Origin of the sequence: Dryocola sp. LX212 (assembly GCA_041504365.1) — a bacterium.
In the GTDB taxonomy this organism is placed as follows: domain Bacteria; phylum Pseudomonadota; class Gammaproteobacteria; order Enterobacterales; family Enterobacteriaceae; genus Dryocola.
Genome location: CP167917.1, coordinates 1,728,372 through 1,752,269 on the forward strand (window position 1 = coordinate 1,728,372; position 23,898 = coordinate 1,752,269).

At 57.6% G+C, this 23,898-nt stretch carries 21 protein-coding genes; 19 read left to right on the top strand and 2 right to left on the bottom strand.

All coding sequences use genetic code 11. The features are described 5' to 3' along the window. The first annotated feature begins 15 nt into the window (after window positions 1–15). Genes ACA108_08285 through ACA108_08350 form a run of 14 tightly spaced genes read left to right on the top strand, consistent with a single transcriptional unit; the run spans window position 16 to window position 12,327 of the window. The gene (locus ACA108_08285; GenBank protein XEX97484.1) at window positions 16–264 is read left to right on the top strand and encodes an acyl carrier protein; all 249 of its coding nucleotides are present in this window, start codon (window positions 16–18) and stop codon (window positions 262–264) included. Further along, the gene (locus tag ACA108_08290; protein XEX97485.1) at window positions 264–839 is read left to right on the top strand and encodes a hypothetical protein; all 576 of its coding nucleotides are present in this window, start codon (window positions 264–266) and stop codon (window positions 837–839) included. The genes ACA108_08285 and ACA108_08290 overlap by 1 nt, the downstream gene beginning before the upstream one ends. After that, a complete protein-coding gene (locus ACA108_08295; protein ID XEX97486.1) occupies window positions 832–2,163 on the top strand; it encodes an AMP-binding protein in 1,332 nt (443 codons plus the stop codon). The genes ACA108_08290 and ACA108_08295 overlap by 8 nt, the downstream gene beginning before the upstream one ends. Next, window positions 2,150–2,500: a hydroxymyristoyl-ACP dehydratase gene (locus tag ACA108_08300; protein XEX97487.1), complete on the top strand. Its 351-nt coding sequence runs from the start codon at window positions 2,150–2,152 to the stop codon at window positions 2,498–2,500. Before ACA108_08295 ends, ACA108_08300 begins: the two co-directional genes overlap by 14 nt. After that, window positions 2,491–4,200 (top strand): glycosyltransferase, encoded by a 1,710-nt coding sequence (locus ACA108_08305; GenBank protein XEX97488.1) that lies wholly within the window; start codon window positions 2,491–2,493, stop codon window positions 4,198–4,200. Before ACA108_08300 ends, ACA108_08305 begins: the two co-directional genes overlap by 10 nt. Next, entirely contained in the window at window positions 4,194–4,616 is a 423-nt protein-coding gene (locus ACA108_08310) for an acyl-CoA thioesterase (protein XEX97489.1), read from the top strand. Before ACA108_08305 ends, ACA108_08310 begins: the two co-directional genes overlap by 7 nt. Further along, a complete protein-coding gene (locus ACA108_08315) occupies window positions 4,613–5,218 on the top strand; it encodes an outer membrane lipoprotein carrier protein LolA (protein ID XEX97490.1) in 606 nt (201 codons plus the stop codon). The genes ACA108_08310 and ACA108_08315 overlap by 4 nt, the downstream gene beginning before the upstream one ends. Beyond that, window positions 5,190–7,511: an MMPL family transporter gene (locus ACA108_08320; GenBank protein XEX97491.1), complete on the top strand. Its 2,322-nt coding sequence runs from the start codon at window positions 5,190–5,192 to the stop codon at window positions 7,509–7,511. The genes ACA108_08315 and ACA108_08320 overlap by 29 nt, the downstream gene beginning before the upstream one ends. After that, window positions 7,508–8,146: a DUF3261 domain-containing protein gene (locus tag ACA108_08325; GenBank protein ID XEX97492.1), complete on the top strand. Its 639-nt coding sequence runs from the start codon at window positions 7,508–7,510 to the stop codon at window positions 8,144–8,146. Before ACA108_08320 ends, ACA108_08325 begins: the two co-directional genes overlap by 4 nt. Next, window positions 8,143–9,300: a beta-ketoacyl-[acyl-carrier-protein] synthase family protein gene (locus ACA108_08330; protein ID XEX97493.1), complete on the top strand. Its 1,158-nt coding sequence runs from the start codon at window positions 8,143–8,145 to the stop codon at window positions 9,298–9,300. Before ACA108_08325 ends, ACA108_08330 begins: the two co-directional genes overlap by 4 nt. Beyond that, complete coding sequence (locus ACA108_08335; protein ID XEX97494.1) at window positions 9,293–9,751, top strand: 3-hydroxy-fatty acyl-ACP dehydratase; 459 nt, start codon at window positions 9,293–9,295, stop codon at window positions 9,749–9,751. The genes ACA108_08330 and ACA108_08335 overlap by 8 nt, the downstream gene beginning before the upstream one ends. Window positions 9,752–9,764: 13 nt before the next feature. Continuing rightward, entirely contained in the window at window positions 9,765–10,496 is a 732-nt protein-coding gene (locus tag ACA108_08340) for a 3-ketoacyl-ACP reductase FabG2 (GenBank protein XEX97495.1), read from the top strand. Next, a complete protein-coding gene (locus ACA108_08345) occupies window positions 10,493–11,722 on the top strand; it encodes a beta-ketoacyl-ACP synthase (GenBank protein XEX97496.1) in 1,230 nt (409 codons plus the stop codon). Before ACA108_08340 ends, ACA108_08345 begins: the two co-directional genes overlap by 4 nt. Continuing rightward, window positions 11,719–12,327: a 4'-phosphopantetheinyl transferase superfamily protein gene (locus ACA108_08350; protein ID XEX97497.1), complete on the top strand. Its 609-nt coding sequence runs from the start codon at window positions 11,719–11,721 to the stop codon at window positions 12,325–12,327. The genes ACA108_08345 and ACA108_08350 overlap by 4 nt, the downstream gene beginning before the upstream one ends. On the opposite strand, the gene ACA108_08355 is transcribed toward ACA108_08350, so the two are convergent. After that, window positions 12,324–13,550 carry a mechanosensitive ion channel family protein gene (locus ACA108_08355; GenBank protein ID XEX97498.1) on the bottom strand — a complete coding sequence of 409 codons (1,227 nt, stop codon included), beginning with the start codon at window positions 13,548–13,550 and terminating at the stop codon, window positions 12,324–12,326. The genes ACA108_08350 and ACA108_08355 overlap by 4 nt on opposite strands. 379 nt (window positions 13,551–13,929) lie before the next feature. Here ACA108_08355 and ACA108_08360 point away from each other — a divergent pair, with 379 nt between their 5' ends. From ACA108_08360 to ACA108_08370, 3 genes are all read left to right on the top strand, one after another. After that, entirely contained in the window at window positions 13,930–16,125 is a 2,196-nt protein-coding gene (locus tag ACA108_08360) for a TonB-dependent receptor (protein XEX97499.1), read from the top strand. Window positions 16,126–16,420: 295 nt separating this feature from the next. Further along, on the top strand, window positions 16,421–16,945 hold the full coding sequence (ymdB, locus tag ACA108_08365) for an O-acetyl-ADP-ribose deacetylase (GenBank protein ID XEX97500.1): 525 nt from the start codon (window positions 16,421–16,423) through the stop codon (window positions 16,943–16,945). After that, window positions 16,908–18,383, top strand: coding sequence for a phospholipase D family protein (locus ACA108_08370; GenBank protein ID XEX98053.1), 1,476 nt, complete (start codon window positions 16,908–16,910; stop codon window positions 18,381–18,383). The genes ymdB and ACA108_08370 overlap by 38 nt, the downstream gene beginning before the upstream one ends. On the opposite strand, the gene mdoC is transcribed toward ACA108_08370, so the two are convergent. Then, window positions 18,380–19,528, bottom strand: coding sequence for a glucans biosynthesis protein MdoC (mdoC, locus tag ACA108_08375; GenBank protein ID XEX97501.1), 1,149 nt, complete (start codon window positions 19,526–19,528; stop codon window positions 18,380–18,382). The genes ACA108_08370 and mdoC overlap by 4 nt on opposite strands. A gap of 292 nt (window positions 19,529–19,820) precedes the next feature. Between mdoC and mdoG the strand changes: the two genes are divergently transcribed. Both mdoG and mdoH read left to right on the top strand, forming a co-directional pair. Continuing rightward, entirely contained in the window at window positions 19,821–21,356 is a 1,536-nt protein-coding gene (gene mdoG, locus ACA108_08380; GenBank protein XEX98054.1) for a glucans biosynthesis protein MdoG, read from the top strand. Continuing rightward, entirely contained in the window at window positions 21,349–23,880 is a 2,532-nt protein-coding gene (mdoH, locus tag ACA108_08385; GenBank protein ID XEX97502.1) for a glucans biosynthesis glucosyltransferase MdoH, read from the top strand. Before mdoG ends, mdoH begins: the two co-directional genes overlap by 8 nt. Window positions 23,881–23,898 lie beyond the last annotated feature (18 nt).

Below are 23,898 nucleotides of genomic sequence, written 5' to 3' on the forward strand. Positions count from 1 at the left end.
AAGAACGAGTCAGTTATGAATCAAGAAGCGATTTATCAAGAAGTCACCGAGCTGCTGGTCAAGCTGTTTGAGCTGGATGCAGCCCAGATCAAACCTGAAGCCCGCCTGTACGAAGACCTGGATCTGGACAGCATCGACGCCGTGGACATGGTTGTTCACCTGCAAAAGCGCAGTGCAAAGAAAATCAGGCCGGAAGATTTTAAAGCAGTACGCACCGTACAGGATGTGGTTGACGCTGTAGAACGGTTGTATCAGGACTCCTGATGCGCGGGCAGGGCGCAAAAGCGTTGAGCATTGCAGGATGGCTGGCCGTTATCGGCTGGCCTTTTGCCGTCTGGCTTGCGCTAACATTCCCGCACCTGCGCTGGCTGCTGCCGCTGCTGGCCCTGCTTTTTGTTCTGCGCCTGGCCGCGCTGCGCGGTAAAACGGGTACGCTAAGCCGTGCCGCTCAGGGGCTGGCGGGCGTCGCTATTATTCTGACGCTGGCAAGCGTCGGGCTTCGCGAGGCCCGGCTGCTGATGTGGTATCCCGTCGTGGTGAACATCGTGATGTTCGCTCTTTTTGGCGGCTCGCTGTTCAGCCGGATGCCGCTCATTGAGCGTCTCGCCCGCTGGCGAGATGGGGATCTCACCCCGGCGGCGGTTCACTATACGCGGCAGGTCACCCAGGTCTGGTGCATTTTTTTCGTCGTTAACGGGGCCGTGGCCCTGTGGACCTGCCTGCACGACAATCTGTATATCTGGACGCTGTGGAACGGTATGCTCAGCTATCTTCTGATGGGCACGCTGTTCGCAGTAGAGTGGCTGGTACGCCTGCGGGTGAAGCGCCGCCATGGTTGATATTCTGCCGCTGGGCCAGTGGCTGAGCGCCTCGCGCAGCGCCGGGCATCTGGTTGCCTTTGAGGGTGACAAGGGCTGGACGCAGGAGATGCTGCAACGCGATGTTCATCGCTTATATGGCGAACTGCGCCACCGGCCCGGCGAACGCTGGGCGCTCTGTTTTGATAATGGCTACCGTTTTCTTGTTGCGCTACTGGCTACGCTTCACGCGGGTAAAACGCCCGTTCTTCCCGGCCACTGCCGCGAAGCGCAACTGCGGGAACAGCACACGTTTTTTAGCGGCGTGATTGCCGACCAGCCTTTTTTGCTTGATTGCCCAGTCATCGTGCCTGATGGCCTTGCCTGCGATTTAGATATTACTTTACCGCCCGTTCCCGACTGCGCTGGCGTCGTGCTGTTCACCTCCGGCTCGACCGGCCAGCCCACGCAGATCTTCAAAACCGTACGGGCGCTGGATGAGGAGAGCGCCTGGCTCGCGGCGCTGTGGGGGAAGGCGCTGGCGAATTGCCGGGTTGTCGCGTCGGTCAGCCATCAGCATATGTACGGCCTGACGTTCCGCATTATGCTGCCGATGACGCTGGGCCTGCCGTGCGACACCGCTATGCTTCATTTCCCCGAGCAGCTCTCTGCCCGTAGGGGCTTTCCTTTACTGTTTATCAGCAGCCCCGCGTTTCTGAAGCGGCTGGATAACGGGCTTACGGCTCCCCCTTGTCGGATGACGATTTCGGCAGCCGGCAAGCTGGATGACGACACCGCGCAGCGGGCAGGGGAATGGCTGGGTGAGCCGGTTTGCGAAATCTACGGTACGACCGAAACGGGCGTGCTGGCGTGGCGAAAGCATCTGAAGGCCGGGCAGCCCTGGCAGCCGTTTCCGAAAGTTAAGTTTGCCGCTGACGAACAGGGATGGTCGGTACGTTCCCCATTAGTTGAGGGTGGCGTGTGTAATCTTGATGACAGCCTGGCTTTCACCGAACACGGTGAATTTACGCTGCTGGGCCGCCGCGACCGCATCGTTAAAATTGAAGAGAAACGGGTGTCGCTCAGCGAAATTGAGCGCCGCCTGCTGGCGCTGCCGATGATCAAAGACGTGGCGGTTGTCACCCTGACGCGTGGCGGACGCACGGTGCCCGGCGCCGTCGTGGTATTACAGCAGCCACATGAGCCGCTGAAAAAATTGAAAGCCCAGTGGCGCGACTCCCTGAGCCGGTGGCTCGAGCCGGTGGCCATCCCCCGCTACTGGCGCATCGTCGAAAGCATTCCGCTTAACAGCCAGAGCAAGCGGTCGTGGTCGCAACTACAGGAATTATTTGATGAGACCCCTTGAAGAGAGCCGCACGCAGCCGGAAGCGAACCAGCTGTGTTTGCTGCTGCGCATTCCAGCCGAAACGAGCTGGTTTCGCGGCCACTTTCCCGTGCAGCCGCTGCTGCCGGGCGTTGCCCAGCTTGACTGGGTCATGGCCTACGGCGCGGAACTTGCGCCAGGGCTGAGATTCAGCTCAATTGAGAACGTCAAGTTCCAGCGTCCGGTGCTGCCCGACAGCCTGCTGGAGCTGAACTTACGCTGGGATGTGGGCCGCAGCGCGCTGAGTTTTGAATATCGGCTGGTTAACGATGATGCGCGCCAGCCGGTCAGCAGCGGAAAAATCAAGCTATGTCAGTAAAGCCCTCTGATTTTCGCCCCTGCGTGGTGATCCCCTGTTATAACCACGGGGCCGCAATGCCGGACGTGCTTGCGCGCCTGCAGCCTTTTGCGCTGCGGTGTTTTATCGTCGACGACGGCAGCGAGCCGCAGACGGCAAACCAGCTCGTGGCGCTGGCCGCCAGCCATTCCGACGTGACGCTGGTTCGCCTGGCCATTAATGGCGGCAAAGGGCAGGCTGTGATTTCCGGTTTGCAGGCGGCGCAGCGGGCAGGCTTCACCCACGCCGTCCAGCTGGACGCCGACGGGCAGCACCGTATCGAAGATATTCCCCGTTTCCTTGATGAATCCCGTCTCCACCCTGACTCGCTGATTTCCGGGCGGCCGGAATACGACGACTCGGTGCCAAAGGCGCGCCTTTATGGCCGCTACGTCACCCACGTCTGGGTGTGGATTGAAACGCTGTCGCTGTCGCTGAAGGACAGCATGTGCGGCTTCCGCGTTTATCCGCTGGCCTCTACGCTCGCCCTGATTGCGCAGCATCCGCCGGGCAGGCGTATGGATTTCGACACCGAAATCATGGTGCGCCTTTACTGGTCCGGCGTGGATAGCCGCTTCCTGCGCACCCGCGTTACCTATCCCGCTGACGGCCTGTCGCACTTTGACGCCCTGCATGACAACCTGCGCATCTCGTGGATGCATACGAAGCTGTTCTTCGGCATGCTGCCGCGCATTCCCGCTCTGCTGATGCGCCACCGCCGTAACGCGGATCACTGGGCACAGGTGCCAGAGCGCAAAGGGCTGGCGGGCATGCGCCTGATGCTGCGCATCTACCAGGTTCTGGGGCGGCGAGCCTTTACGCTGCTGCTTTACCCTGTGGTGGCGTGGATGTGGCTGACCGGTGGCGCTCAGCGTCAGGCATCGCAAAGCTGGCTGCAGCGTGTGCAACAGCAGGCGAAGAGTAAAGGCATAGCGCTGCCGGGCGGGCTAAACAGCTTCCGCCACTTTTTACGTTTCGGCGACGCGATGCTCAACAAAATTGCCGCCTGGCGAGGGGATATCAAATGGGGAAGGGATATTAGCTTCGCCCCCGGCAGCCGCGAAGTTTTGCAGCCCAAGCCGGGCAGCGGAAAGCTTATTCTTGCCGCGCATCTTGGCGAAATTGAGGCCAGCCGCGCGCTGGCGCAGGTTGACGAAGGGCTGGTGATCAACGCCCTGGTCTTTACCGATCACGCCCGGCGCTTCCGGCAGATAGTTGAAGAGATTGCTCCGCAAGCCGCCGTTAATCTGCTGCCAGTTACCCATATTGGCCCGGAAACGGCCATGATGCTGCGCGAGAAACTCGACGCCGGGGAGTGGATTGCTATAGTCGGCGACAGAATTGCGGTTAACCCCCAGCGCGGCGGCGAAAGGCGCATATGCTGGAGCCCGTTTATGGGGGCGTCTGCTCCGTTCCCGCAGGGGCCTTTTATTCTTGCCGCCGCGTTGCGCTGCCCGGTTATTCTGATGATGGTTCTGCGTGAACAGGGAAAGCTCCGTATTCATGCCGAGCCATTTGCTGACCCGCTACTTTTACCTCGGTCCACGCGCCAGCAGGCTCTTCAACTGGCCGTAGATCGCTACGCCGAACGGCTTGAGGCTTATGCTTTACGCTCGCCGCTCGACTGGTTTAACTTTTATGATTTCTGGCAGCTTCCGCCGGAAAAGGAGTCCGCATGCTGAGTGACCCGCGCTTTCACGTTGAGGTCAGCATTAAGGTGCCGTTTCACGATGTCGACGCCATGGAAGTCGTCTGGCACGGCAACTACTTTCGCTATTTTGAAATCGCCCGCGAGGCGCTGCTGGATCAGTTTGATTATGGCTATCGCGCCATGCGGGATTCCGGCTACGTGTGGCCGGTGGTCGATACCAGAGTAAAATACCGCGGCGTGGTGACCTTTGGGCAACAGATCCTCGTGCAGGCAAGCGTGCTGGAGTTCGAAAACCGCCTGAAGATCGGTTATCAAATCGTTGATGCCGCCAGCGGCAGGCGTACCACCACGGGCTATACCATTCAGGTTGCCGTAGACGCCGCATCCGGCGAGATGTGTTTTGTCTCTCCGGACGTGTTATTTGAACGCATGGGGATGAAGCCATGAAAAAACTCTTACTGTCAGCGCTGCTGCTGGTCAGCTACCCCGCCGGTGCCGTCACGCTTGACGATATTCAGCAGCGCTTTGCCGCCCAGCCGGTTGTGCGCGCCAAATTCCAGCAGGAGCGCCAGATTAGCGGCATGAGCCAGCCCCTTTACTCCAGCGGGGAGGTGCTGATCGCTAAAAACACCGGGCTGTGGTGGCAGCAGAAGCACCCTTTCCCGATGACGCTGATCCTCGATGACAGCCATATGGTGCAGGTGATGGGTACCCAGGCCCCGGAGGTCATCACCGCCGACAGCAACCCGCAGATGTTCCAGTTTAACCATCTGCTGCGCGCGCTGTTTCAGGCCGATCGTAAAGTGCTCGACGAGAACTTCACCCACGAATTTACCGACCTCGGCAAGGGTGAGTGGCAGCTGGTGCTGACCCCGACCAGCACGCCGCTCGATAAGCTCTTCAGCACGCTCACCCTCAAAGGGAAGAAGTACCTTAACGTCATCGAGCTTAACGATACCCAGGGTGATTTCACGGAAATCACCTTCAGCAACCAGCGCCCGGAACCGCGAACGTTAACGTATGAAGAGCAGCAGCGTTTTGCCTTCTGAGTGGCCGCGCCGCCTGGCGTGGGGCTGGCTGAGTGTTGTCGCCCTGCTGATCGTTGTTCTGTGTCTGCTGCTGCCAAAAGCCCGGCTGGACAGCAGCGTGCTCTCTTTGCTGCCAGCTCAGAGCCTGGGCAAAGTGCCCCCGGCTATTGAGGCGGGCTTCCTGCAGCGTCTCGACAGGCAGATGCTCTGGCTGGTCAGCCCAGGCACCAGACCGGACCCCGCCGTGGCGAAAGCCTGGCAGACCCGGCTTAAGCAGCAGCCTTTTTTAGAAAGCGTTGAGGGCCCAATGGACGCGGCGGGGCAGCAGGCCTGGGGCAAATTTTATTTCGAACATCGCAACGGGCTGGTGGATGCGCAGACCCGCTCCCGACTGCAAAAAGGAGGGGATGCCCAGGCCGACTGGGTGCTGGCGCAGCTCTACTCTGCCTTTTCCGGCGTCAGCGGTAAAGAGCTGGCAAACGATCCTTTAATGCTGGTGCGCGGCTCCCAGCTGGCGTTGCAGCAGAGCGCCAGCCAGCTAAGGCTAATCGGCGGCTGGCTGGTGGCGCGGGATAAACAGGGCCGCTACTGGTACCTGCTGCACGGTGAGCTGAAAGGCTCTTCATTTGATATGCAGCGCGGGCGCGAGGCAGTAAGCCAGCTGCGGGCGCTGCAGCACAACCTGCAACGCCAGTTTCCGGCAGCAGAAGTCATGTCCCGGGGCCCGCTGTTTTACAGTGACTATGCCAGCCAGCAGGCGAAGCACGATGTTTCCACCCTGGGGCTTGCGACGGTAGCTGGTGTACTGCTACTGATCCTTCTGGTTTTCCGGTCGGTTCGTCCTTTGATGCTCTGCGTCACCTCCGTCGCCGTCGGCGCGCTTGCGGGTACGGCTATCACGCTGCTTTGTTTTGGCCAGCTGCATCTGATGACGCTGGTGATGAGCCTGGGAATTGTCGGCGTATCGGCTGACTACACGCTCTATTACCTGACGGAGAGGATGGTGCACGGGGCGGAAAGTTCGCCGTCTGGAAGCATGCGCAAAGTGCTTCCCGCCCTGCTGCTGGCGCTGGGGACGACGGTGCTGGCCTGGCTCATTATGATGTTCGCACCTTTCCCGGGTATCCGGCAGCTCGCCGTATTTGCCGCCAGCGGGTTAACCGCTTCCTGCCTCACGGTTGTCTGCTTGTATCCCTTCGCGGTGCGCGGCCTGCCGGTGCGTCCGGTTCCCTGCCGTGGCTGGATGCAGGCCTGGCTTGCGGCCTGGCAAACGAAGAATGCCGTGCGGGTGGGGATCCCCTGTGTTTTGCTGGCTATCAGCCTTGCGGGCATCTCGCTGCTGCGCATTAATGACGACATTTCCAGCCTGCAGGCCCTGCCGCAGGATCTGCTGCGTGAAGAGCAGGCGATGACCCTGCTGACCGGGCAGGGCATGGATCAGAAATGGTTTATGGTTTACGGCACCAGCGCGGAAGAGACCCTGCAGCGTCTGGAAAAGCTGGCGCCGGAGCTGGCGAAGCTGCGTGAACGCAAGCTTATTGACGGTTACCGCCTGCTCCCCCTGGCCTCCCTTGAGCGCCAGCAGGCCGATTTGCGCCTGCTGCGCGAAGCTGCTCCGGTGCTGCAAAAGCGCCTGGCGGAGACGGGCATGAACGTGAGCGCCCCGAATCTGCAGCAAATGCCGGTCACGCCGGATCTCTGGCAGAAAAGCGTCATCAGCAGCGGTTGGCGTTTATTGTGGCTGTCGCTGCCCGACGGACGGAGCGGGGCGTTAGTGCCGGTAAACGGTGTGCATGACGGCGCGGCGCTGAAAAGCCTTGCCGCTAAGCAGCCGGGCGTGAGCTGGGTGGATCGCAAATCCTCTTTCAACGAGCTGTTTGGCTTTTATCGCGCTTTGCTGGCCGGTTTACTGGCTGCGGCCGTAGCGGCTATCGCCGTCAGCTATGTGCTGCGCCTCGGGATTAAAAGAGGGCTGCTCAACGTGGTGCCTTCGCTGCTCTCCCTTGGCGGCGGGCTTGCGGCACTGGCGTTTAGCGGTCACGATCTGAACTTATTCTCGCTGCTGGCCCTTGTGCTTGTACTGGGGATCGGCATTAACTACACGCTGTTCTTCAGCAATCCGCGCGGTACACCGTTGACCTCCATGCTGGCGGTGAGCGTTGCCTTACTGACCGCGCTGCTGACGCTCGGCATGCTGGTCTTTAGCCACACCCAGGCTATTGCCAGCTTCGGCATTGTTCTGAGCTGCGGGATCTTCTGCGCATTTTTGACCGCGCCGCTGGCGATGCCGGCCAGGGACAAAGGAAAATCATGAAATTGAATCAACGGAGTTATTCTGGTTTTGTAGGGCGGACAGGCGAACGCGCCATCCGCCAGTTAGCCGTTTGCGCTTTATTGCTGGGCGTATCGCTGTTGAGCGCCTGCAGCTCACCTGAACCGGATACCACTCGCCCGCAGGCCTGGCTTAAACCGGGGACGCTGGTGACGCTGCCTGCGCCGGGCATTGCGCCCGCTGTCAATCAGCAGCAGCTGCTGACCGCCAGCCTGAAAGGCAAAACGCAGTCGTTGATGGTGCTGCTCAACGCCGATGACCAGAAGGTTATGCTGGCGGGCCTGTCGCCGCTTGGCATTCGCCTGTTCCGCCTGACCTATGACAAGAGCGGCGTGAAAACTGAGCAGTCGATAACGCTGCCGGAAATGCCCCCGGCAAGCCAGGTGCTGGCGGATATTATGCTCAGCCACTGGCCTGTCAGCGCCTGGCAGCCCCAGCTGCCGAAGGGCTGGACGCTGAAAGATAGCGGCGCAACGCGCGAACTGCGTGATGACACCAACGCGCTTATCGAGACCATCAGCTACGTCACCCGCGACGGTAAACGTTTGCCCGTCAGCATTCAGCATCACCGCTTTGGCTATTTGATCGCCATTCAGAACCTGGACGGCCAGTCATGATTTTCGTTACCGCGGTGGGCATGGTTAACGCCATGGGGAATTCGCTCGATGAGATTGCCGACAACCTGGCTGCAGGACGCTCACCGGGCATGGTGCCAGACACCGAAGACTGGCTGCAGCAGGGCGACTGCTGGGTTGGTCGGGTGACGGGCGAGCTTCCACCGATGCCCGACACGCTGCCCCAGCACAACAGCCGAAACAACCGTCTGCTGCTGGCGGCGCTGGCACAGATCGGGCCGCAGACAGATGAGTTGATTACACGCTATGGCCGGGACAGGGTTGCCGTAGTGCTGGGCACCAGCACCTCGGGGCTTGATGAAGCAGACCGAAAAGTGAGCGGCACGCACGAAACGTACTATTACGGGCAGCAGGAGCTGGGCGATCCGTCGCGCTTCGTCAGTGAATACCTCAGCCTCGACGGCCCGGCGCTGACGGTCTCCACCGCCTGCTCCTCCAGCGCCCGGGCGGTCATTACCGGCAAACGCCTGATTGAGTCCGGCATGGTGGACGCGGCAATTGTGGGCGGGGCAGACACGTTAAGCCGCATGCCGATAAACGGTTTTAACAGCCTGGAATCTCTCAGCGAGCGGCGCTGTCGGCCATTTAGCGCTGAACGCAACGGTATTACTATCGGTGAAGCGGCCGCTCTGCTGCTGCTCAGCCGTGAATCCGGCCCGGTTCAGCTGCTCGGCGTAGGGGAGTCTTCCGACGCCTGGCATATGTCCGCGCCGCACCCGGAAGGGGCGGGAGCCATTCGCTCCGTTAAAATGGCGATGAAGGAGGCGGGGTTAACCGCTGAAGATATCGGCTATATCAATATGCACGGCACAGCCACGCGCTTAAATGACGAGATCGAAGCGAAGGTGGTCAATACGCTGTTTGGCGAAGGCGTGCCGGGCAGCTCAACGAAGCATCTGACAGGGCATACTCTCGGCGCAGCGGGGGCCTGCGAGGCGGCGCTTTGTTATCTGATGTTAACCCGCCGTTTATCTTTGCCGGCGCAGGATTTCAGCGATTGTACTCAGGACACAGGACTGGCACCGTGCGGGTTACTGACTTCACCCCGGGCGGAGTATAAGCCGGTCATGCTCTCTAACTCTTTTGCCTTTGGCGGCAACAACGCCACCCTGATCTTTGGATCCGCACATGACTGACTATTCTCCTCCGCAGCGTTACCTGCCCCATAAAGCGCCGATGTGCCTGCTCGAAAAGGTCGTGGAGGTCACAGAAACAGGCGCCCATTGTCAGGTAAAAGTCAGCTCAGCGGGCGTGCTGTCTCCTTTTCTTAACGATGACGGCACGCTGCCGGGCTGGTTTGCCATCGAAATCATCGCGCAGACGGTAGGGGTATGGTCCGGCTGGCATACGGTGAGCGCTGGTGAAGAGTCGGTTGGTGTTGGGATGCTCCTCGGCGGGCGCGGGCTGCGCTGTCCTGACGGAAAATTTCCGGCTAATACGCTACTGGATTGTAAGGTCACGCTGTTAATGCGTGACGATAAAATTGGCAGTTTTGAAGGCGAAATCCTCGCAGATAACCGTGTTGTGGCAAGCGGGCGAGTGAATACGTATCAACCAGATAAGAACGAATTAGAACAATTATTTTAATGGGACAGCAGGTATGACACGAACAGTACTGGTGACCGGAGCCAGCAAAGGCATCGGCAGGGCGATCGCCCTTGGGCTGGCGGAAGACGGCTTTTCCGTGGTGGTGCATTACCACCGCGATATTCATGGCGCACAGCAAACGCTAAATCTTATTGAACAGCAGGGCGGCACGGGCCGTCTGATGCAGTTCGACAGTTCGGACCGGGCGCAGTGTCGTGCAGTCCTGCAGACAGATATCGAAGCTCACGGCGCTTATTGGGGCGTGGTAAACAACGCAGGTATTGCACGAGACGGCGCATTTCCTGCGCTGAGCGACGAAGACTGGGACGGGGTTATCCATACCAATCTCGACAGCTTCTATAACGTTATTCAGCCCTGCGTGATGCCAATGATTGGTCTGCGCGACGGCGGGCGTATTATTACCCTGTCGTCCGTCTCCGGGCTCATGGGCAACCGTGGGCAAGTGAACTACAGCGCTGCCAAGGCGGGCATTATCGGCGCAACGAAAGCGTTGGCGGTTGAGCTGGGAAAACGCAAAATTACCGTGAACTGCATCGCGCCGGGGCTGATTGATACCGGCATGATTGAAATGGAAGAGGCGGCGCTCAAAGAAGCAATACGCATTATCCCGCTGCAGCGCATGGGCCTGCCGGAAGAAGTGGCCGGGCTTGCCCGCTATCTGATGTCGCCGGTGGCAGGTTATGTCACCCGGCAGGTCATCTCCCTTAACGGGGGGATGCTGTGATCCGACGCGTGGTGGTAACGGGAATGGGAGGGGTGACCGCATTTGGTGAAGACTGGCAGTCGGTCTCCGCCGGGCTGCGTTCCGGTCAGAATGCGGTCAGGCACATGCCGGAATGGCAGATTTACGAAGGCCTGAATACCCTGCTCGGCGCGCCGGTGGATAAATTTGTCCTCCCCGGGCATTACACCCGCAAACGCATCCGTGCCATGGGGCGTGTGTCGCTGATGGCTACTCGCGCAACGGAGCTTGCGCTGGAGCAGGCCGGTTTGCTTGACGATCCGGTACTCACCAGCGGAGATTCGGGCATTGCCTACGGGTCATCTACGGGCAGCACGGGACCGGTGAGTGAGTTCGCTACGATGCTGACGGAAAAGCATACCCGCAATATCACTGGCACCACCTATGTGCAGATGATGCCGCACACCGCGGCGGTCAACGCCGGGTTATTCTTCGGCCTGCGTGGCCGGGTGATCCCAACCTCCAGCGCCTGTACATCAGGCAGCCAGGCCATCGGCTATGCCTGGGAGGCGATTCGCCATGGCTACCAAACCGTGATGGTTGCAGGCGGCGCGGAAGAGCTTTGTCCTTCGGAAGCCGCCGTGTTCGACACGCTGTTTGCTACCAGCCAGCGCAACGAACAGCCAAAAAGCACGCCGGCTCCCTTTGACCAGACGCGTGACGGCCTGGTTATTGGCGAAGGTGCAGGTACACTGATCCTTGAAGATCTTGACCACGCGCTGGCCCGGGGGGCGAAGATCTACGCCGAAATTATCGGTTTTCATACCAATTGTGATGCGGCGCATATCACCCAGCCCCAGAAAGAGACCATGCAGATTTGTATCGAGCGTGGCCTGGCGTCTGCCGGGCTTGCCGCCAGCGACATCGGCTATATCAGTGCGCACGGCACGGCGACGGACCGGGGCGATATCGCTGAAACCCAGGCGACCGCTGCCGTCTTCGGCGACAAAACGCCGATCTCTTCGCTGAAGAGCTATTTTGGCCATACGCTCGGGGCGTGTGGGTCGCTGGAAGCATGGATGAGCATTGAAATGATGCGGGAGGGCTGGTTTGCAGAGACTCTTAACCTGCGTAACCGTGACGAAGCGTGCGGCGAGCTGGATTACATCATGGGCAGTGCCCGACGTCTGGATACCGAATTCATCCAGAGCAATAACTTTGCTTTCGGGGGAATTAATACTTCGCTGGTGCTTCGCCGTTGGCCGTGAAACCCTATCGCCTGGCCTTAGCGGACATTCAGCGCTTAGCGGACGATGCGCTTGCCGGGCGCTGGCTTAGCTCTGAGCTGATCGCCACGGCACCGTCTGGCAACCGCCGCCCGATATGGCTGGCCGGTCGTACTCTGCTGGCCATGCTGCTGGATGAAGGGGCGCTACCTCTGCTGGATATTGGCCCTAACGGCAAACCCTCCCACCCGCAGCTTCCGCACTTTAATATCAGCAACAGTGCGACAGGCGTGGCGGTGCTGCTGGGCAAAAGGGAAGTGGGTTGTGATATGGAGCTGCTGCGGCCACGTCCTCGTTTTATGGCGGTGGCACGACACAGTTTTTCAACCGGGCTGGTGGAGTGGCTCGAGGCGCTACCGGTGGAGGAGCAATTACAGGCTTTCTGGCGCTTATGGACAGCGCATGAGGCGGTATTGAAGCAACAGGGGGGGACGGTGTGGCAGATATCTTCGCTGGAGCTGCCGCTGGACACGCTCTGCCCGGCGGGCCGCTACCTGACGCATCTGGTGGTCAACGGTGCGCTGATTGCCTGCTGCGGGCGTGAACCTTTCCCTGCCGAATTCACGCCCGAGCTGGTTTTACTTTAGATCTGTTGCTGGCCCGCACCCGCAAGCGCCGTCAGGTTGCGCAGATCATTCCCGGTAGGCGACTGATAAACCCGCAGGCCAAACTCGCCCATCACGGCATAAACATGGTCAAAAATATCTGCCTGAATAGCTTCATATTCCAGCCACGCGGTGGTGTTGGTGAAGGCATATATTTCCAGCGGCATGCCTTCAGCGCCCGGAGCCAGCTGGCGCACCATCAGCGTCATGTCTTTACGGATTTTCGTGTGGTGCTGTAAATATTCCGCCAGATAGGCGCGGAAGGTGCCGATATTGGTCATGCCGCGGCAGTTAAGCGCGTTGCCTTCATCCTCGTTATATTGCTGATTATAGCTGCTAATTTCTTTATTACGCGCTTCAATATAAGGCTTTAACACCCGGGATTTATACAGGTGTTCAACTTCTTCTGGCGTCAGAAAATGAATGCTGGTGGCATCAATATTAATACTGCGCTTAATACGGCGGCCACCTGATTTTGACATGCCGCTCCAGTTTTTAAATGCATCAGAAACAAGGGCGTAGGTGGGAATGGTGGTGATGGTATTATCCCAGTTCTGTACTTTTACCGTCGTCAGGCCAATATCAATCACCGAGCCGTCGGCACCAAACTTCGGCATTTCCAGCCAGTCACCGAGCATCAGCATATTGTTGGCGGAAAGCTGAATGCCAGCCACCAGACCGAGGATCGGATCTTTAAAGACCAACATCAGCACGGCGGCCATGGCGCCCAGGCCGCTAATCAGTATCGCCGGGGACTGATCAAGCATTACGGAAATCATCAGGATGCCAATAATAATGGCGGCGACCAGCTTAATGCCCTGGACGATGCCCTTGAGAGGCAGCTGCGAGGCAATGGCGAATTTGTGGGAGATTTTTAACGCGATATCCAGCAGTGAGAAAAGCGAAAGCAGCGCGAAAAGCATTATCCACAGCTGCGCGCAGGAAGAGATAATTTCGCTGGCCTGGCCATTTTTATGCAGCCAGATCACTGCCTGGAAATTGACGATGATCCCCTGCAGCGTAAAGGCGACACGGTTGAATAATTTATTTTGGGTAATAATCTGCAGCCAGAGCTTCGAGCTGGCGTTGGCATGCTTTTCAAAGACACGCAGGACAATGCGGTGCAGAATAAAATGTACGACAACAGCGGTCAGTATAATCACGCTCAGCATAATGACTAAATAAGCATATTTATTTAATTCCATGCCGTAATTCTTCAGAAGCAGTAAAAATTCCTGCATGTCATCTCCAAAGCAAAGGGCGCTATGATGCCAATATGAGCACCATATTTCAATCAAGCAGGGGAGATTTGTCTTAATTACTGCCGGCAATTAAGACGTTTCTTGCGCAAGTAAAGGACGCGGTAAATAAGTCATACTCACCAAAAATATTACAAATTATATTCCCACGCTTATCTTTATCCGCGTTTGTTTGCCGTGTATTGCTGGCATCCCAGAGATTCCGTCAGGTAGGGATGATGTATCCTGAAACGCCATGTCATTTCTGCTTGCAATTCTTAGTTCCCAAACGATAATTACACTCAAAATAAGAAGCATTATCATTATTGTTTGTCAGGGATCTCTCATGCAACGACCGACTCTTGCTCAGCCAGGGCTGCGACCGCGCCTTCTCGCTGCCCTTATCAGTGCCAGCATCACGCCCGCAGTCGTGGCAGCGGAACCTACGGATGCATCGCCCAAAGAGGATACCCTCACCGTTACCGCCGCACCGCAGGAATCTTTCCGCGCCGGGGGCGATGAGCTGGTGCCTGCATATCTTGATGGACAGGTTGCCAACGGTGGCCGCCTGGGCATGCTGGGCGAGCAGGAGGCGAAAAACGTTCCCTTTAATATCATTGGCTATACCTCAAAGATGATTGAGGACCAGCAGGCCACAACGCTTACGGACGTCATTCGTAACGATGCCACGGTGCAGGCGGTGCGCGGCTACGGCAATTTTGCCGAATCCTACAGAATTCGTGGCTTCCAGCTCGACGGCGACGATATCGCCTTCGGTGGCCTTTATGGCGTACTGCCTCGCCAGGTGGTGACGACCACTATTGCGGAGCGTGTCGAAGTGATTAAAGGGTCGAACGCGTTTCTTAACGGTGTGCCGCCGGGCGGCTCGGGCGTTGGCGGCTCTATCAACGTTGAGCCGAAGCGGGCGGATAGCCTCCCGCTAACCCGTGCCAGTATAGATTACGGATCTGACTCGCAAATCGGTACCTCGCTGGATGCCGGGCGCCGCTTCGGTGACCGTGACCAGTTTGGCGCGCGCGTTAACGTGCTGCACAGAGAAGGTGAAACCGCCATTGATAACGAGAAGGATCGCACCACGCTTGCCAGCGTTGGGCTGGACTACAAAGGCGATCGCCTGCGCGGCTCCCTCGATGCGGGCTGGCAGAAATCCACCATGCATAACGGCAGGATTGGCATCGGGGTAGGGGCCATCACGGAAATGCCGGAAGTTCCTGATAACAGTGACAACTACAGTCAGCAGTGGGTCTATTCAGATATGACGACCCGTTTTGCCGCCCTGCGGGGTGAATATGACGTGGTGGATAACTGGACGTTTTATGGCGGCATCGGCGGCAACAATACCGACGAGCGCGGCGAGTACAGCCTCCCGAAACTGCTGGATAACGAAGGCAACGCGAGCGTAAGCCGTCTGGGAACACGCTACGTTGCAGACAGCTTCTCCGGTATGACCGGCATTCGCGGCAGGTTCGACACTGGCGTAATAGGCCACAGCGTGAATCTGGGTTACTCCGGCGTGTACCGTAAAACCCGCTCGGCCTACACGTTGTCCGGCGCGACCAGCACCATTAATATTTATGATCCAACGACGATTAACTACCCGCCGACGCTTTACAGCGGCGGTAATATGGGTGACCCGAACGACCGCAGCCGCACCAGAACTTCAGGCGTTTCGATATCCGATACGCTTTCGGCGCTTGATGAACGTGTCCTGTTGACCGTTGGCGCCCGTCGGCAGGATGTCACCGTGCGCAACTACGATTATAACGGCGTGGAAACGCCAGCCACCCGCTTTGATGCTTTTAAAGTAACCCCCGTCTATGGCCTGGTGGTGCAGCCGTGGGAACAGGTTTCTTTCTACGCCAACCATATCGAAGCGCTGCAGCCAGGGCCAACCGCCAGCAGCAAAGCCGTGAACGCCGGTCAGGTGGTCGGTATCGTGCAGTCGAAACAAAACGAAGTTGGGATGAAGATCGATTTTGGCCGCATAGGCGGGACGCTTGCGCTGTTTGAAATCAAGAAACCTGTCGGCATGGTCGATGATAAAAACGTCTACGGCCTGTACGGCGAGCAGCAAAGTCGCGGCATGGAGCTGAACGTTTTCGGCGAGCCGGTCTACGGCGTGCGTCTGCTGGGCAGCGCAGTGTGGCTCGATCCTGAACTGAGCAAAACCACAGGTGGGGTGAACGACGGTAACGACGCCGTGGGCGTACCACGCTATGCCGTCACTCTGGGCGGAGAGTGGGATCTGCCGTGGATCCAGAATCTGACCGCCACCGGCACCGTAACCCGTACCGGCTCGCAGTACGCCAACGCCAGCAATACCATCAAGCTGGACGGCTGGACGCGCCTTGACCTGGGCGCACGCTACAGCATGAAAGTAAAAGAGCAGACGCTGACCTGGCGTGCAGCCGTGGAAAACATCACTAATGAGAAATACTGGGCATCGGTAGATGATTCCGGCACCTATCTCACCCAGGGCGACCCGCGCATGCTGAAACTTTCCATGTCCGTGGAGTTCTGATGTAACGCTTTTTTCCAGCTTTACGGCACGCTTCGGCAAAAAGAGGCGTGCCTATCGGCAAAGTCCCGTTTGAGATGCCCCTTCGTTTCATTTCATTACTCATTTTTGCAGCGAAGGCCGCTCGGGAAAGGGCGCCGGCAGTGAAAAGTTGATCAAGAATTTCTGAAAATTACTGGTTATCAAAGAGTATGCAGAGGTGTAGCTAATCGGGGGTCAGGAAAACCCTCAGTAAGTGGTATACGTCAGCTGTTGGCTAAGTTTAGACTATTATCAAAGACTAACTGGAGGTTTGCCAATGAGTGAACGAATGTCGGTAGTTCAGGGCGATATCACGACCGCTGCCGTGGACGTCATTGTGAATGCGGCGAATGCTTCTCTGATGGGCGGAGGCGGTGTGGATGGCGCCATTCATCGGGCTGCGGGACCAGCGCTGCTGGAAGCGTGCAAACTCATCGTGCAGCAGCAGGGCGAATGCGCGCCGGGACACGCGGTGATCACCGAGGCCGGGAATATTCCGGTAAAAGCGATTATTCATACCGTGGGCCCGGTCTGGCACGGCGGCGACCGCCATGAGCCCGAGATACTGGAGCAGACGTACCGCAACTGCCTGGATCTGGCGGCGGCCAATGGCTACCGCACGATTGCGTTTCCGGCTATCAGCACCGGCGTCTACGGCTATCCGAAGGAGCAGGCCGCGCGCATTGCGGTGGACGTAGTTTATAAATATATCGGCATCAGGCCGCTGCCCGAAGAGGTGGTTTTTGTCTGTTTTGACACCGAAAATACCCGTATCTATCAGCAATACCTTGCCCAGCTCTGACGTGGAAAACCAACACGCAACCCGCCTGGGGCGGGCCATCACCCCTACGACCGCCGAGCATCCGGGTCTCAGCGGCATTCATACGCTTGGCGACAGCCTGGACGCGTTTGCCGCGCGCTATTTACTTTGCGGCATGGCTGAAAAAACGCTGGATGTGCAGTACTACATCTGGGAAGACGACATGTCCGGCCGCCTGCTGTTCAGCGCCCTGCTGGCGGCAGCCGATCGCGGCGTAAAGGTCCGATTGCTGCTTGACGATAATAATACCAACGGCATGGATGACACGCTACGGATGCTCAATGCTCATCCGGAAATCGAAATCCGTCTTTTTAATCCTTTCTCGTTTCGTCTGTTTCGCGCCATCGGCTATCTCACTGATTTCGCGCGCTTAAACAGGCGCATGCACAACAAGAGTTTTACCGTAGACGGCGAAACGACAATCATCGGCGGGCGTAACGTCGGGGATGCCTATTTTGGCGCCGGTGAACAGCCGCTGTTCTCCGATCTGGACGTGCTGGCGGTGGGACCGGTGGTAGCCGAGGTCTGTCACGACTTCGAGCGCTACTGGCACTGCCAGTCTGTCTCAACGCTGGAGAAGGTGCTCGAAGTGGATCAGGAGGCGCTGCACGAACGCGTGACGCTGCCGGAAGACTGGAAGGACGATCCTATCGCGAGGCGCTATCTTGACCGCCTGACCACCAGCCAGTTTGCCACCAGCCTCGTTTCCCGTACGCTTGAGATGTACTGGGCGAAAACAAAGCTGCTAAGCGACGACCCGCGTAAAGGGCAGGGGAAAGCGCGTAACCATACGCTGTTGCCGCAACGCCTGCTGTCGGTGATTGGCCAGCCGAAAGAAGAGATCGATATTATCTCCGCCTACTTCGTCCCAACCCGTGCGGGCGTGGCGCAGATTCTTGGGCTGGTTCGCAAAGGGGTAAAGGTCGCTATCCTCACCAACTCACTGGCTGCCAACGATGTGGCCCCGGTGCATGCCGGCTATGCCCGTTGGCGTAAAAAACTGCTGCGCCACGGCGTGCAGCTTTTCGAGCTCAAGCCTAAACACGATGGCCGCTATGTTCCCCACGATCGGGGACTGACGGGTAACTCCGGCTCCAGCCTGCATGCCAAAACCTTCAGCGTCGATAAGCAGCAGGTGTTTATCGGCTCGTTTAATTTCGATCCGCGCTCCGCCATGCTTAATACCGAGATGGGGTTTGTCATCGAGAGCGCAAAGCTTGCCGAGGACATCCACAAAAAATTCACCCGCAGCCAGAAAGAGGCCGCCTGGGCGCTACGTCTGGACCGCTGGGGGCGAGTGAACTGGGTGGAAAACAGCGAGGGTAAAGAAATTGTCTGGAAGAAAGAACCGCACACCCGCTTCTGGCAGCGGGTGCTGGTTCGCCTGGTCTACCGGCTGCCGGTGGAGTGGCTGCTCTAGCTGGCTTTAACAGCTTTACGCTGCGGCTTGCCGGAGAACAGGAAGCGCAGCAGCGGTATGCGCAGGTGGATTTCATATAGCGCGATGGCAATCCCCATGACAAAAATTAACCCGGCAATAAAACCAAGCGCGTTCGATGTGATGAGCGGAGTAATGTAAGCGCCGAAAAAGAGTACCAGCGGATGGTGGACCAGATAAATAAACAGCGACGCATTCACGAAGTAGGTCACGCGCGGCGAGTGGAAGTTTAGTAATTTGTGCCCCAGCGAGAAGACTACGTTGACCATCCACAGCCCCATCAACATGGTAATCACGCTTTCCGTTTCATACATCCAGGCATCGCCGCTACCGTAGCGCTGGTTCAGTAAATAAGCGGCAAAGGCCAGCGCTGCGCCAACGGCGCACCACGGTGAAGGCTTAGTGAAAAGGTCTTTCAAGCCAGGACGGGTAAAAGCCAGCGCGCCGAGCAGGAAGAAGGGCAGGTAAAAGAGCGTCTGCATCACCACGAAGTTGAACAATCCATCGCTTAATAACGGTGCGTGAATAATAAAAATCGTCCGGCGAAGCGCGCCATACAGTACGCCACAGGCCAGGAAGATGAGTGAGAGGGTTCCTAAAGACCAGGGGGCATCACGGGTTTCTTTATGACGGGTAATGTATCTGTTCATCTTTTTAAACACAAAAAGACAGACCGTAGTCAGGACGACCATCACCAGCAGGAACCATAGATGTGAGATCAGCTCCCACACCAACGTATTGTACTTCTCATAAGCCGTGAGGTTATGCCAGTTCGCGCCTTTACCACTGATATGCTGCAGCATCAGAAACTGAGGCAGCGTCAGCAGCGGAATGGCCGTCAGCATAGGGATGCCTACACGCTCGACGCGCACTTTCCACCAGCGCTTAAGGGGATAGCGTAGAAAAAGCATGTAGGAAAAATAGCCGGAAATGACAAAAAACACCTGCATACGAAACGCGTGAATAAAGTCATTAAACAGGGTCAGCCACCAGGAGGGCAGGGCGCTGTTCACGTGCCACTGGTGACTGGAGTAAATCAAAGAAATGTGAAAGGGAATACCCAATAACATTAGCCAGGCCCGGATAGAATCCAGGAAAAACTCGCGTTGAACAGGTGCGTTACTCATAATACTCCAGACATTATCGGACTAATCGTCTTATCCTTAAGAACATTATCCATCAGGCTCCAGCACTAATAGGATACTTTCCGTGGCAACCCTACACTAACCGTGACATTCTGTCTGTAGAGTGGACTCTTAAAGCGTAAGCAGTTGTCTTTTTTTGCTTAAAGCCTGAGCCGGCGCGCTGAACGATGCGGGTATTTGGTTGTCGGAAAGCAGAAGTTTCCATTAAAATGGATTGGATTGATTTAAGCACACAAAGGGGGATGTGCTGGTTAATATGAAACATAAACCAAAAATGATGAAAATGTGTGCGCTGGGTGCTGCAGTGATGCTGTCCCTTTATACCACTACGGTCTGGGCCTTCACTATCGATGACGTCGCAAAACAGGCGAAAACCTTAGCGGGCAAAAGCTACGAGGCACCTAAAACTAATCTGCCTTCGCAATTTCGCGACATGAAATATGCGGACTATCAGCAGATCCAGTTCAACCACGACAAAGCCTACTGGAGCAAATTAAAGACCCCATTTAAGCTCGAATTCTACCATCAGGGTATGTACTTCGATACGCCGGTGAGCATTAACGAAGTGACCGCCACCGCTGTCCATAAGATCAAGTACAGTCCGGATTACTTTAATTTCGGTAACGTCAAACACGACAAAGATACCGTCAAAGACCTCGGCTTCGCCGGGTTCAAAGTGCTCTATCCGCTCAACAGCAAAGATAAGAACGACGAAATTGTCAGCATGCTCGGGGCGAGTTACTTCCGCGTGATCGGTTCTGGTCAGGTTTATGGCCTGTCTGCCCGTGGTCTGGCAATTGATACGGCACTGCCGTCCGGCGAAGAGTTCCCGCGCTTCCGCGAGTACTGGATTGAACGTCCAAAGCCTGGCGAAAAAACGCTGACCCTTTATGCGCTGCTGGATTCCCCTCGTGCCACCGGTGCGTACCGCTTTGTGATAACGCCAGGACGTGACACGGTCGTTAACGTGCAGTCTAAGGTCTATCTGCGCGATAAAGTCGGCAAAATGGGCGTAGCGCCGCTGACCAGTATGTTCCTGTTCGGGCCAAACCAGCCGTCGCCGACCACCAATTTCCGTCCAGAGCTGCATGACTCCAACGGCCTGTCGATTCATGCCGGTAACGGTGAATGGATCTGGCGTCCGCTGAACAATCCTAAGCACCTGGCGGTAAGCTCATTTGCGACTGAAAACCCGGTGGGCTTTGGCCTGCTGCAGCGTGGCCGTCAGTTCTCTCGCTTCGAGGATCTTGACGATCGCTACGACCAGCGTCCAAGCGCGTGGATTGCACCACAGGGCGACTGGGGTAAAGGGCGCGTTGAGCTGGTAGAAATCCCGACCAACGACGAAACCAACGACAACATTGTTGCCTACTGGACGCCGGACCAGCTGCCGGATCCGGGCAAGGAGATGAACTTCAAGTACACCATTACCTTCAGCCGCGACGAAGACAAAATGCACGCGCCGGAAAGTGCGTACGTCTTGCAGACTCGTCGTTCTACGGGTGATGTGAAGCAGTCTAATCTTATCCGCCAGCCGGACGGCACCATCGCTTTCGTGGTGGACTACACCGGTGCGGAGATGAAAAAACTGCCGCAGGATACCCCGGTAACCGCGCAGACAAGCATCGGCGACAACGGTGAAATCGTTGACAGCAAGGTGCAGTACAACCCGGTCACCAAAGGCTGGCGCTTAACGATGCGCCTGAAAGTCAAAGACGACAAGAAGCCGACGGAAATGCGTGCGGCGCTGGTCAATGGCGATCGGACACTGAGTGAAACCTGGAGCTACCAGTTACCTGCTAATGAATAAGTCTACCGAAATTTCGCCTGACTATATTGAGGCACTCCCCCTGACCGCCGCCGAAAAGGCGGCGCTTCCTGCAAGCGATCTGCAAGCGGTGCATGAAGCCCTGGATGAGCAAAAGCAGCATTTCGACCGCGCGGACGACTCCCCTTTAGCGTCCGTTAAGGCCCGGCTTAAAGCAAGCTGGCCCGGCTCGCTGGGCGGCAGTCAGCTTATCCAGGATGAGGAAGGGCGTACTCAACTCCAGGCCATGCCGAAAGCAACCCGCTCCTCGATGTTCCCGGACCCGTGGCGCACCAACCCAATTGGGCGCTTCTGGGACCGTCTGCGAGGCCGCGAGGTTAATCCCCGTTACCTGTCTAAAGAAGAAGCGGAAGCCGAGCAGAAGTGGCGCACAGTCGGGACCATCCGTCGTTACATCCTGCTGATCCTGACCCTTGCGCAGACGGTTGTCGCTACCTGGTACATGAAGACCATTTTGCCTTACCAGGGCTGGGCGCTGATCAACCCTTCCGACATGGTGGGGCAGGATCTTCTGGTCTCCTTTATGCAGCTGCTGCCTTATGTGTTGCAGACGGGCATTCTGATCCTCTTCGCCATCCTCTTCTGCTGGGTCTCCGCCGGTTTCTGGACCGCGCTGATGGGCTTCCTGCAGCTGCTGATGGGCAAGGACAAATACAGTATTTCCGCCTCAACCGTTGGGGATGAGCCAATCAACCCGGAGCACCGCACCGCGTTGATTATGCCTATCTGTAATGAAGACGTGGATCGCGTGTTTGCCGGCCTGCGGGCGACCTGGGAGTCGGTTAAGGCTACCGGCCAGGAGAAGCATTTCGACGTTTACATCCTGAGCGACAGCTACAACCCGGACATCTGCGTTGCCGAGCAAAAAGCCTGGATGGAACTGATCGCCGAAGTGCAGGGCGAAGGCCAGATCTTCTACCGCCGTCGCCGTCGTCGCGTGAAGCGTAAAAGCGGTAACATCGATGATTTCTGCCGCCGCTGGGGCAATCAGTACAGCTATATGGTGGTGCTGGACGCAGACTCCGTGATGAGCGGTGACTGCCTGACCAACCTTGTACGCCTGATGGAAGCGAACCCGAACGCCGGGATCATTCAGTCTTCCCCGAAAGCGTCCGGTATGGATACGCTGTACGCACGCTGCCAGCAGTTTGCGACTCGAGTCTACGGGCCGCTGTTTACCGCCGGTCTGCACTTCTGGCAGCTGGGCGAGTCCCACTACTGGGGCCACAACGCCATTATCCGCGTGAAGCCGTTCATTGAGCACTGTGCGCTCGCGCCGCTGCCGGGTGAAGGTTCCTTCGCGGGTTCCATCCTGTCCCACGACTTCGTGGAAGCCGCGCTGATGCGCCGTGCGGGATGGGGCGTCTGGATTGCCTACGATCTGCCGGGCTCGTACGAAGAGCTGCCGCCGAACCTGCTGGATGAGCTGAAGCGTGACCGTCGCTGGTGTCACGGTAACCTGATGAACTTCCGCCTGTTCCTGGTAAAAGGCATGCACCCGGTACACCGCGCAGTATTCCTGACGGGCGTGATGTCCTATCTGTCCGCGCCGCTGTGGTTTATGTTCCTGGCCTTGTCGACGGCCCTGCAGGTGGTGCATGCGCTGACCGAGCCGCAGTACTTCCTGCAGCCGCGCCAGCTCTTCCCGGTGTGGCCGCAGTGGCGTCCGGAGCTGGCGATTGCGCTGTTCGCGTCAACCATGGTGCTGCTGTTCCTGCCGAAGCTGCTGAGTATTATCCTCATCTGGTGCAAAGGCTCGAAGGAGTACGGCGGCTTCCTGCGCGTCACGCTCTCCCTGCTGCTGGAAGTGCTGTTCTCCGTGCTGCTTGCACCTGTGCGCATGCTGTTCCACACCGTGTTTGTGGTCAGCGCGTTCCTGGGCTGGGAAGTGGTGTGGAACTCGCCGCAGCGTGATGATGACTCCACCCCCTGGGGCGAAGCTTTCATGCGTCATGGTTCCCAGCTGCTGCTGGGCCTGGTCTGGGCGGTTGGCATGGCGTGGCTGGATTTACGCTTCCTGTTCTGGCTGGCACCTATCGTGTTCTCGCTGATCCTCTCCCCGTTCGTGTCGGTGATTTCCAGCCGGGCAACGGTGGGTCTGCGAACCAAGCGCTGGAAGCTGTTCCTGATCCCGGAAGAGTACTCGCCGCCGAAGGTGCTGGTAGATACCGACAATTACCTGAAGCTTAACCGCAGCCGTACGCTGGAAGATGGCTTTATGCATGCGGTGTTCAACCCGTCGTTTAATGCCCTCACCACGGCGATGGCAACGGCCCGTCACCGTGCTAGCCAGGTGCTGGAAATTGCCCGCGACCGTCACGTTGAGCAGGCGCTGAACGAAACGCCGGACAAGCTCAATCGCGACCGTCGTCTGGTGCTGCTGAGCGACCCTGTCACCCTCTCGCGCATGCATTACCGCGTGTGGTCGAATCCGGATCGTTATTCGTCATGGGTAGACAGCTACAAAGCGGTAAAGCTGAATCCAGCTGCTTTACCGATTAAGTAAAAGTATTTATAAAAAATG

What these genes read in the sequence shown, in the direction of transcription:
- ymdB (XEX97500.1), top strand. Translation starts at nt 16,421, where the DNA reads ATGAGTGAACGAATGTCGGTAGTTCAGGGCGATATCACGACCGCTGCC.
- ACA108_08340 (XEX97495.1), top strand. Translation starts at nt 9,765, where the DNA reads ATGACACGAACAGTACTGGTGACCGGAGCCAGCAAAGGCATCGGCAGG.
- ACA108_08335 (XEX97494.1), top strand. Translation starts at nt 9,293, where the DNA reads ATGACTGACTATTCTCCTCCGCAGCGTTACCTGCCCCATAAAGCGCCG.
- mdoH (XEX97502.1), top strand. Translation starts at nt 21,349, where the DNA reads ATGAATAAGTCTACCGAAATTTCGCCTGACTATATTGAGGCACTCCCC.
- ACA108_08320 (XEX97491.1), top strand. Translation starts at nt 5,190, where the DNA reads ATGAAGAGCAGCAGCGTTTTGCCTTCTGAGTGGCCGCGCCGCCTGGCG.
- ACA108_08360 (XEX97499.1), top strand. Translation starts at nt 13,930, where the DNA reads ATGCAACGACCGACTCTTGCTCAGCCAGGGCTGCGACCGCGCCTTCTC.
- ACA108_08295 (XEX97486.1), top strand. Translation starts at nt 832, where the DNA reads ATGGTTGATATTCTGCCGCTGGGCCAGTGGCTGAGCGCCTCGCGCAGC.
- ACA108_08285 (XEX97484.1), top strand. Translation starts at nt 16, where the DNA reads ATGAATCAAGAAGCGATTTATCAAGAAGTCACCGAGCTGCTGGTCAAG.
- mdoC (XEX97501.1), bottom strand. Translation starts at nt 19,528, where the DNA reads ATGAGTAACGCACCTGTTCAACGCGAGTTTTTCCTGGATTCTATCCGG.
- ACA108_08325 (XEX97492.1), top strand. Translation starts at nt 7,508, where the DNA reads ATGAAATTGAATCAACGGAGTTATTCTGGTTTTGTAGGGCGGACAGGC.
- ACA108_08305 (XEX97488.1), top strand. Translation starts at nt 2,491, where the DNA reads ATGTCAGTAAAGCCCTCTGATTTTCGCCCCTGCGTGGTGATCCCCTGT.
- ACA108_08355 (XEX97498.1), bottom strand. Translation starts at nt 13,550, where the DNA reads ATGGAATTAAATAAATATGCTTATTTAGTCATTATGCTGAGCGTGATT.
- ACA108_08300 (XEX97487.1), top strand. Translation starts at nt 2,150, where the DNA reads ATGAGACCCCTTGAAGAGAGCCGCACGCAGCCGGAAGCGAACCAGCTG.
- ACA108_08315 (XEX97490.1), top strand. Translation starts at nt 4,613, where the DNA reads ATGAAAAAACTCTTACTGTCAGCGCTGCTGCTGGTCAGCTACCCCGCC.
- ACA108_08290 (XEX97485.1), top strand. Translation starts at nt 264, where the DNA reads ATGCGCGGGCAGGGCGCAAAAGCGTTGAGCATTGCAGGATGGCTGGCC.
- ACA108_08330 (XEX97493.1), top strand. Translation starts at nt 8,143, where the DNA reads ATGATTTTCGTTACCGCGGTGGGCATGGTTAACGCCATGGGGAATTCG.
- ACA108_08310 (XEX97489.1), top strand. Translation starts at nt 4,194, where the DNA reads ATGCTGAGTGACCCGCGCTTTCACGTTGAGGTCAGCATTAAGGTGCCG.
- mdoG (XEX98054.1), top strand. Translation starts at nt 19,821, where the DNA reads ATGATGAAAATGTGTGCGCTGGGTGCTGCAGTGATGCTGTCCCTTTAT.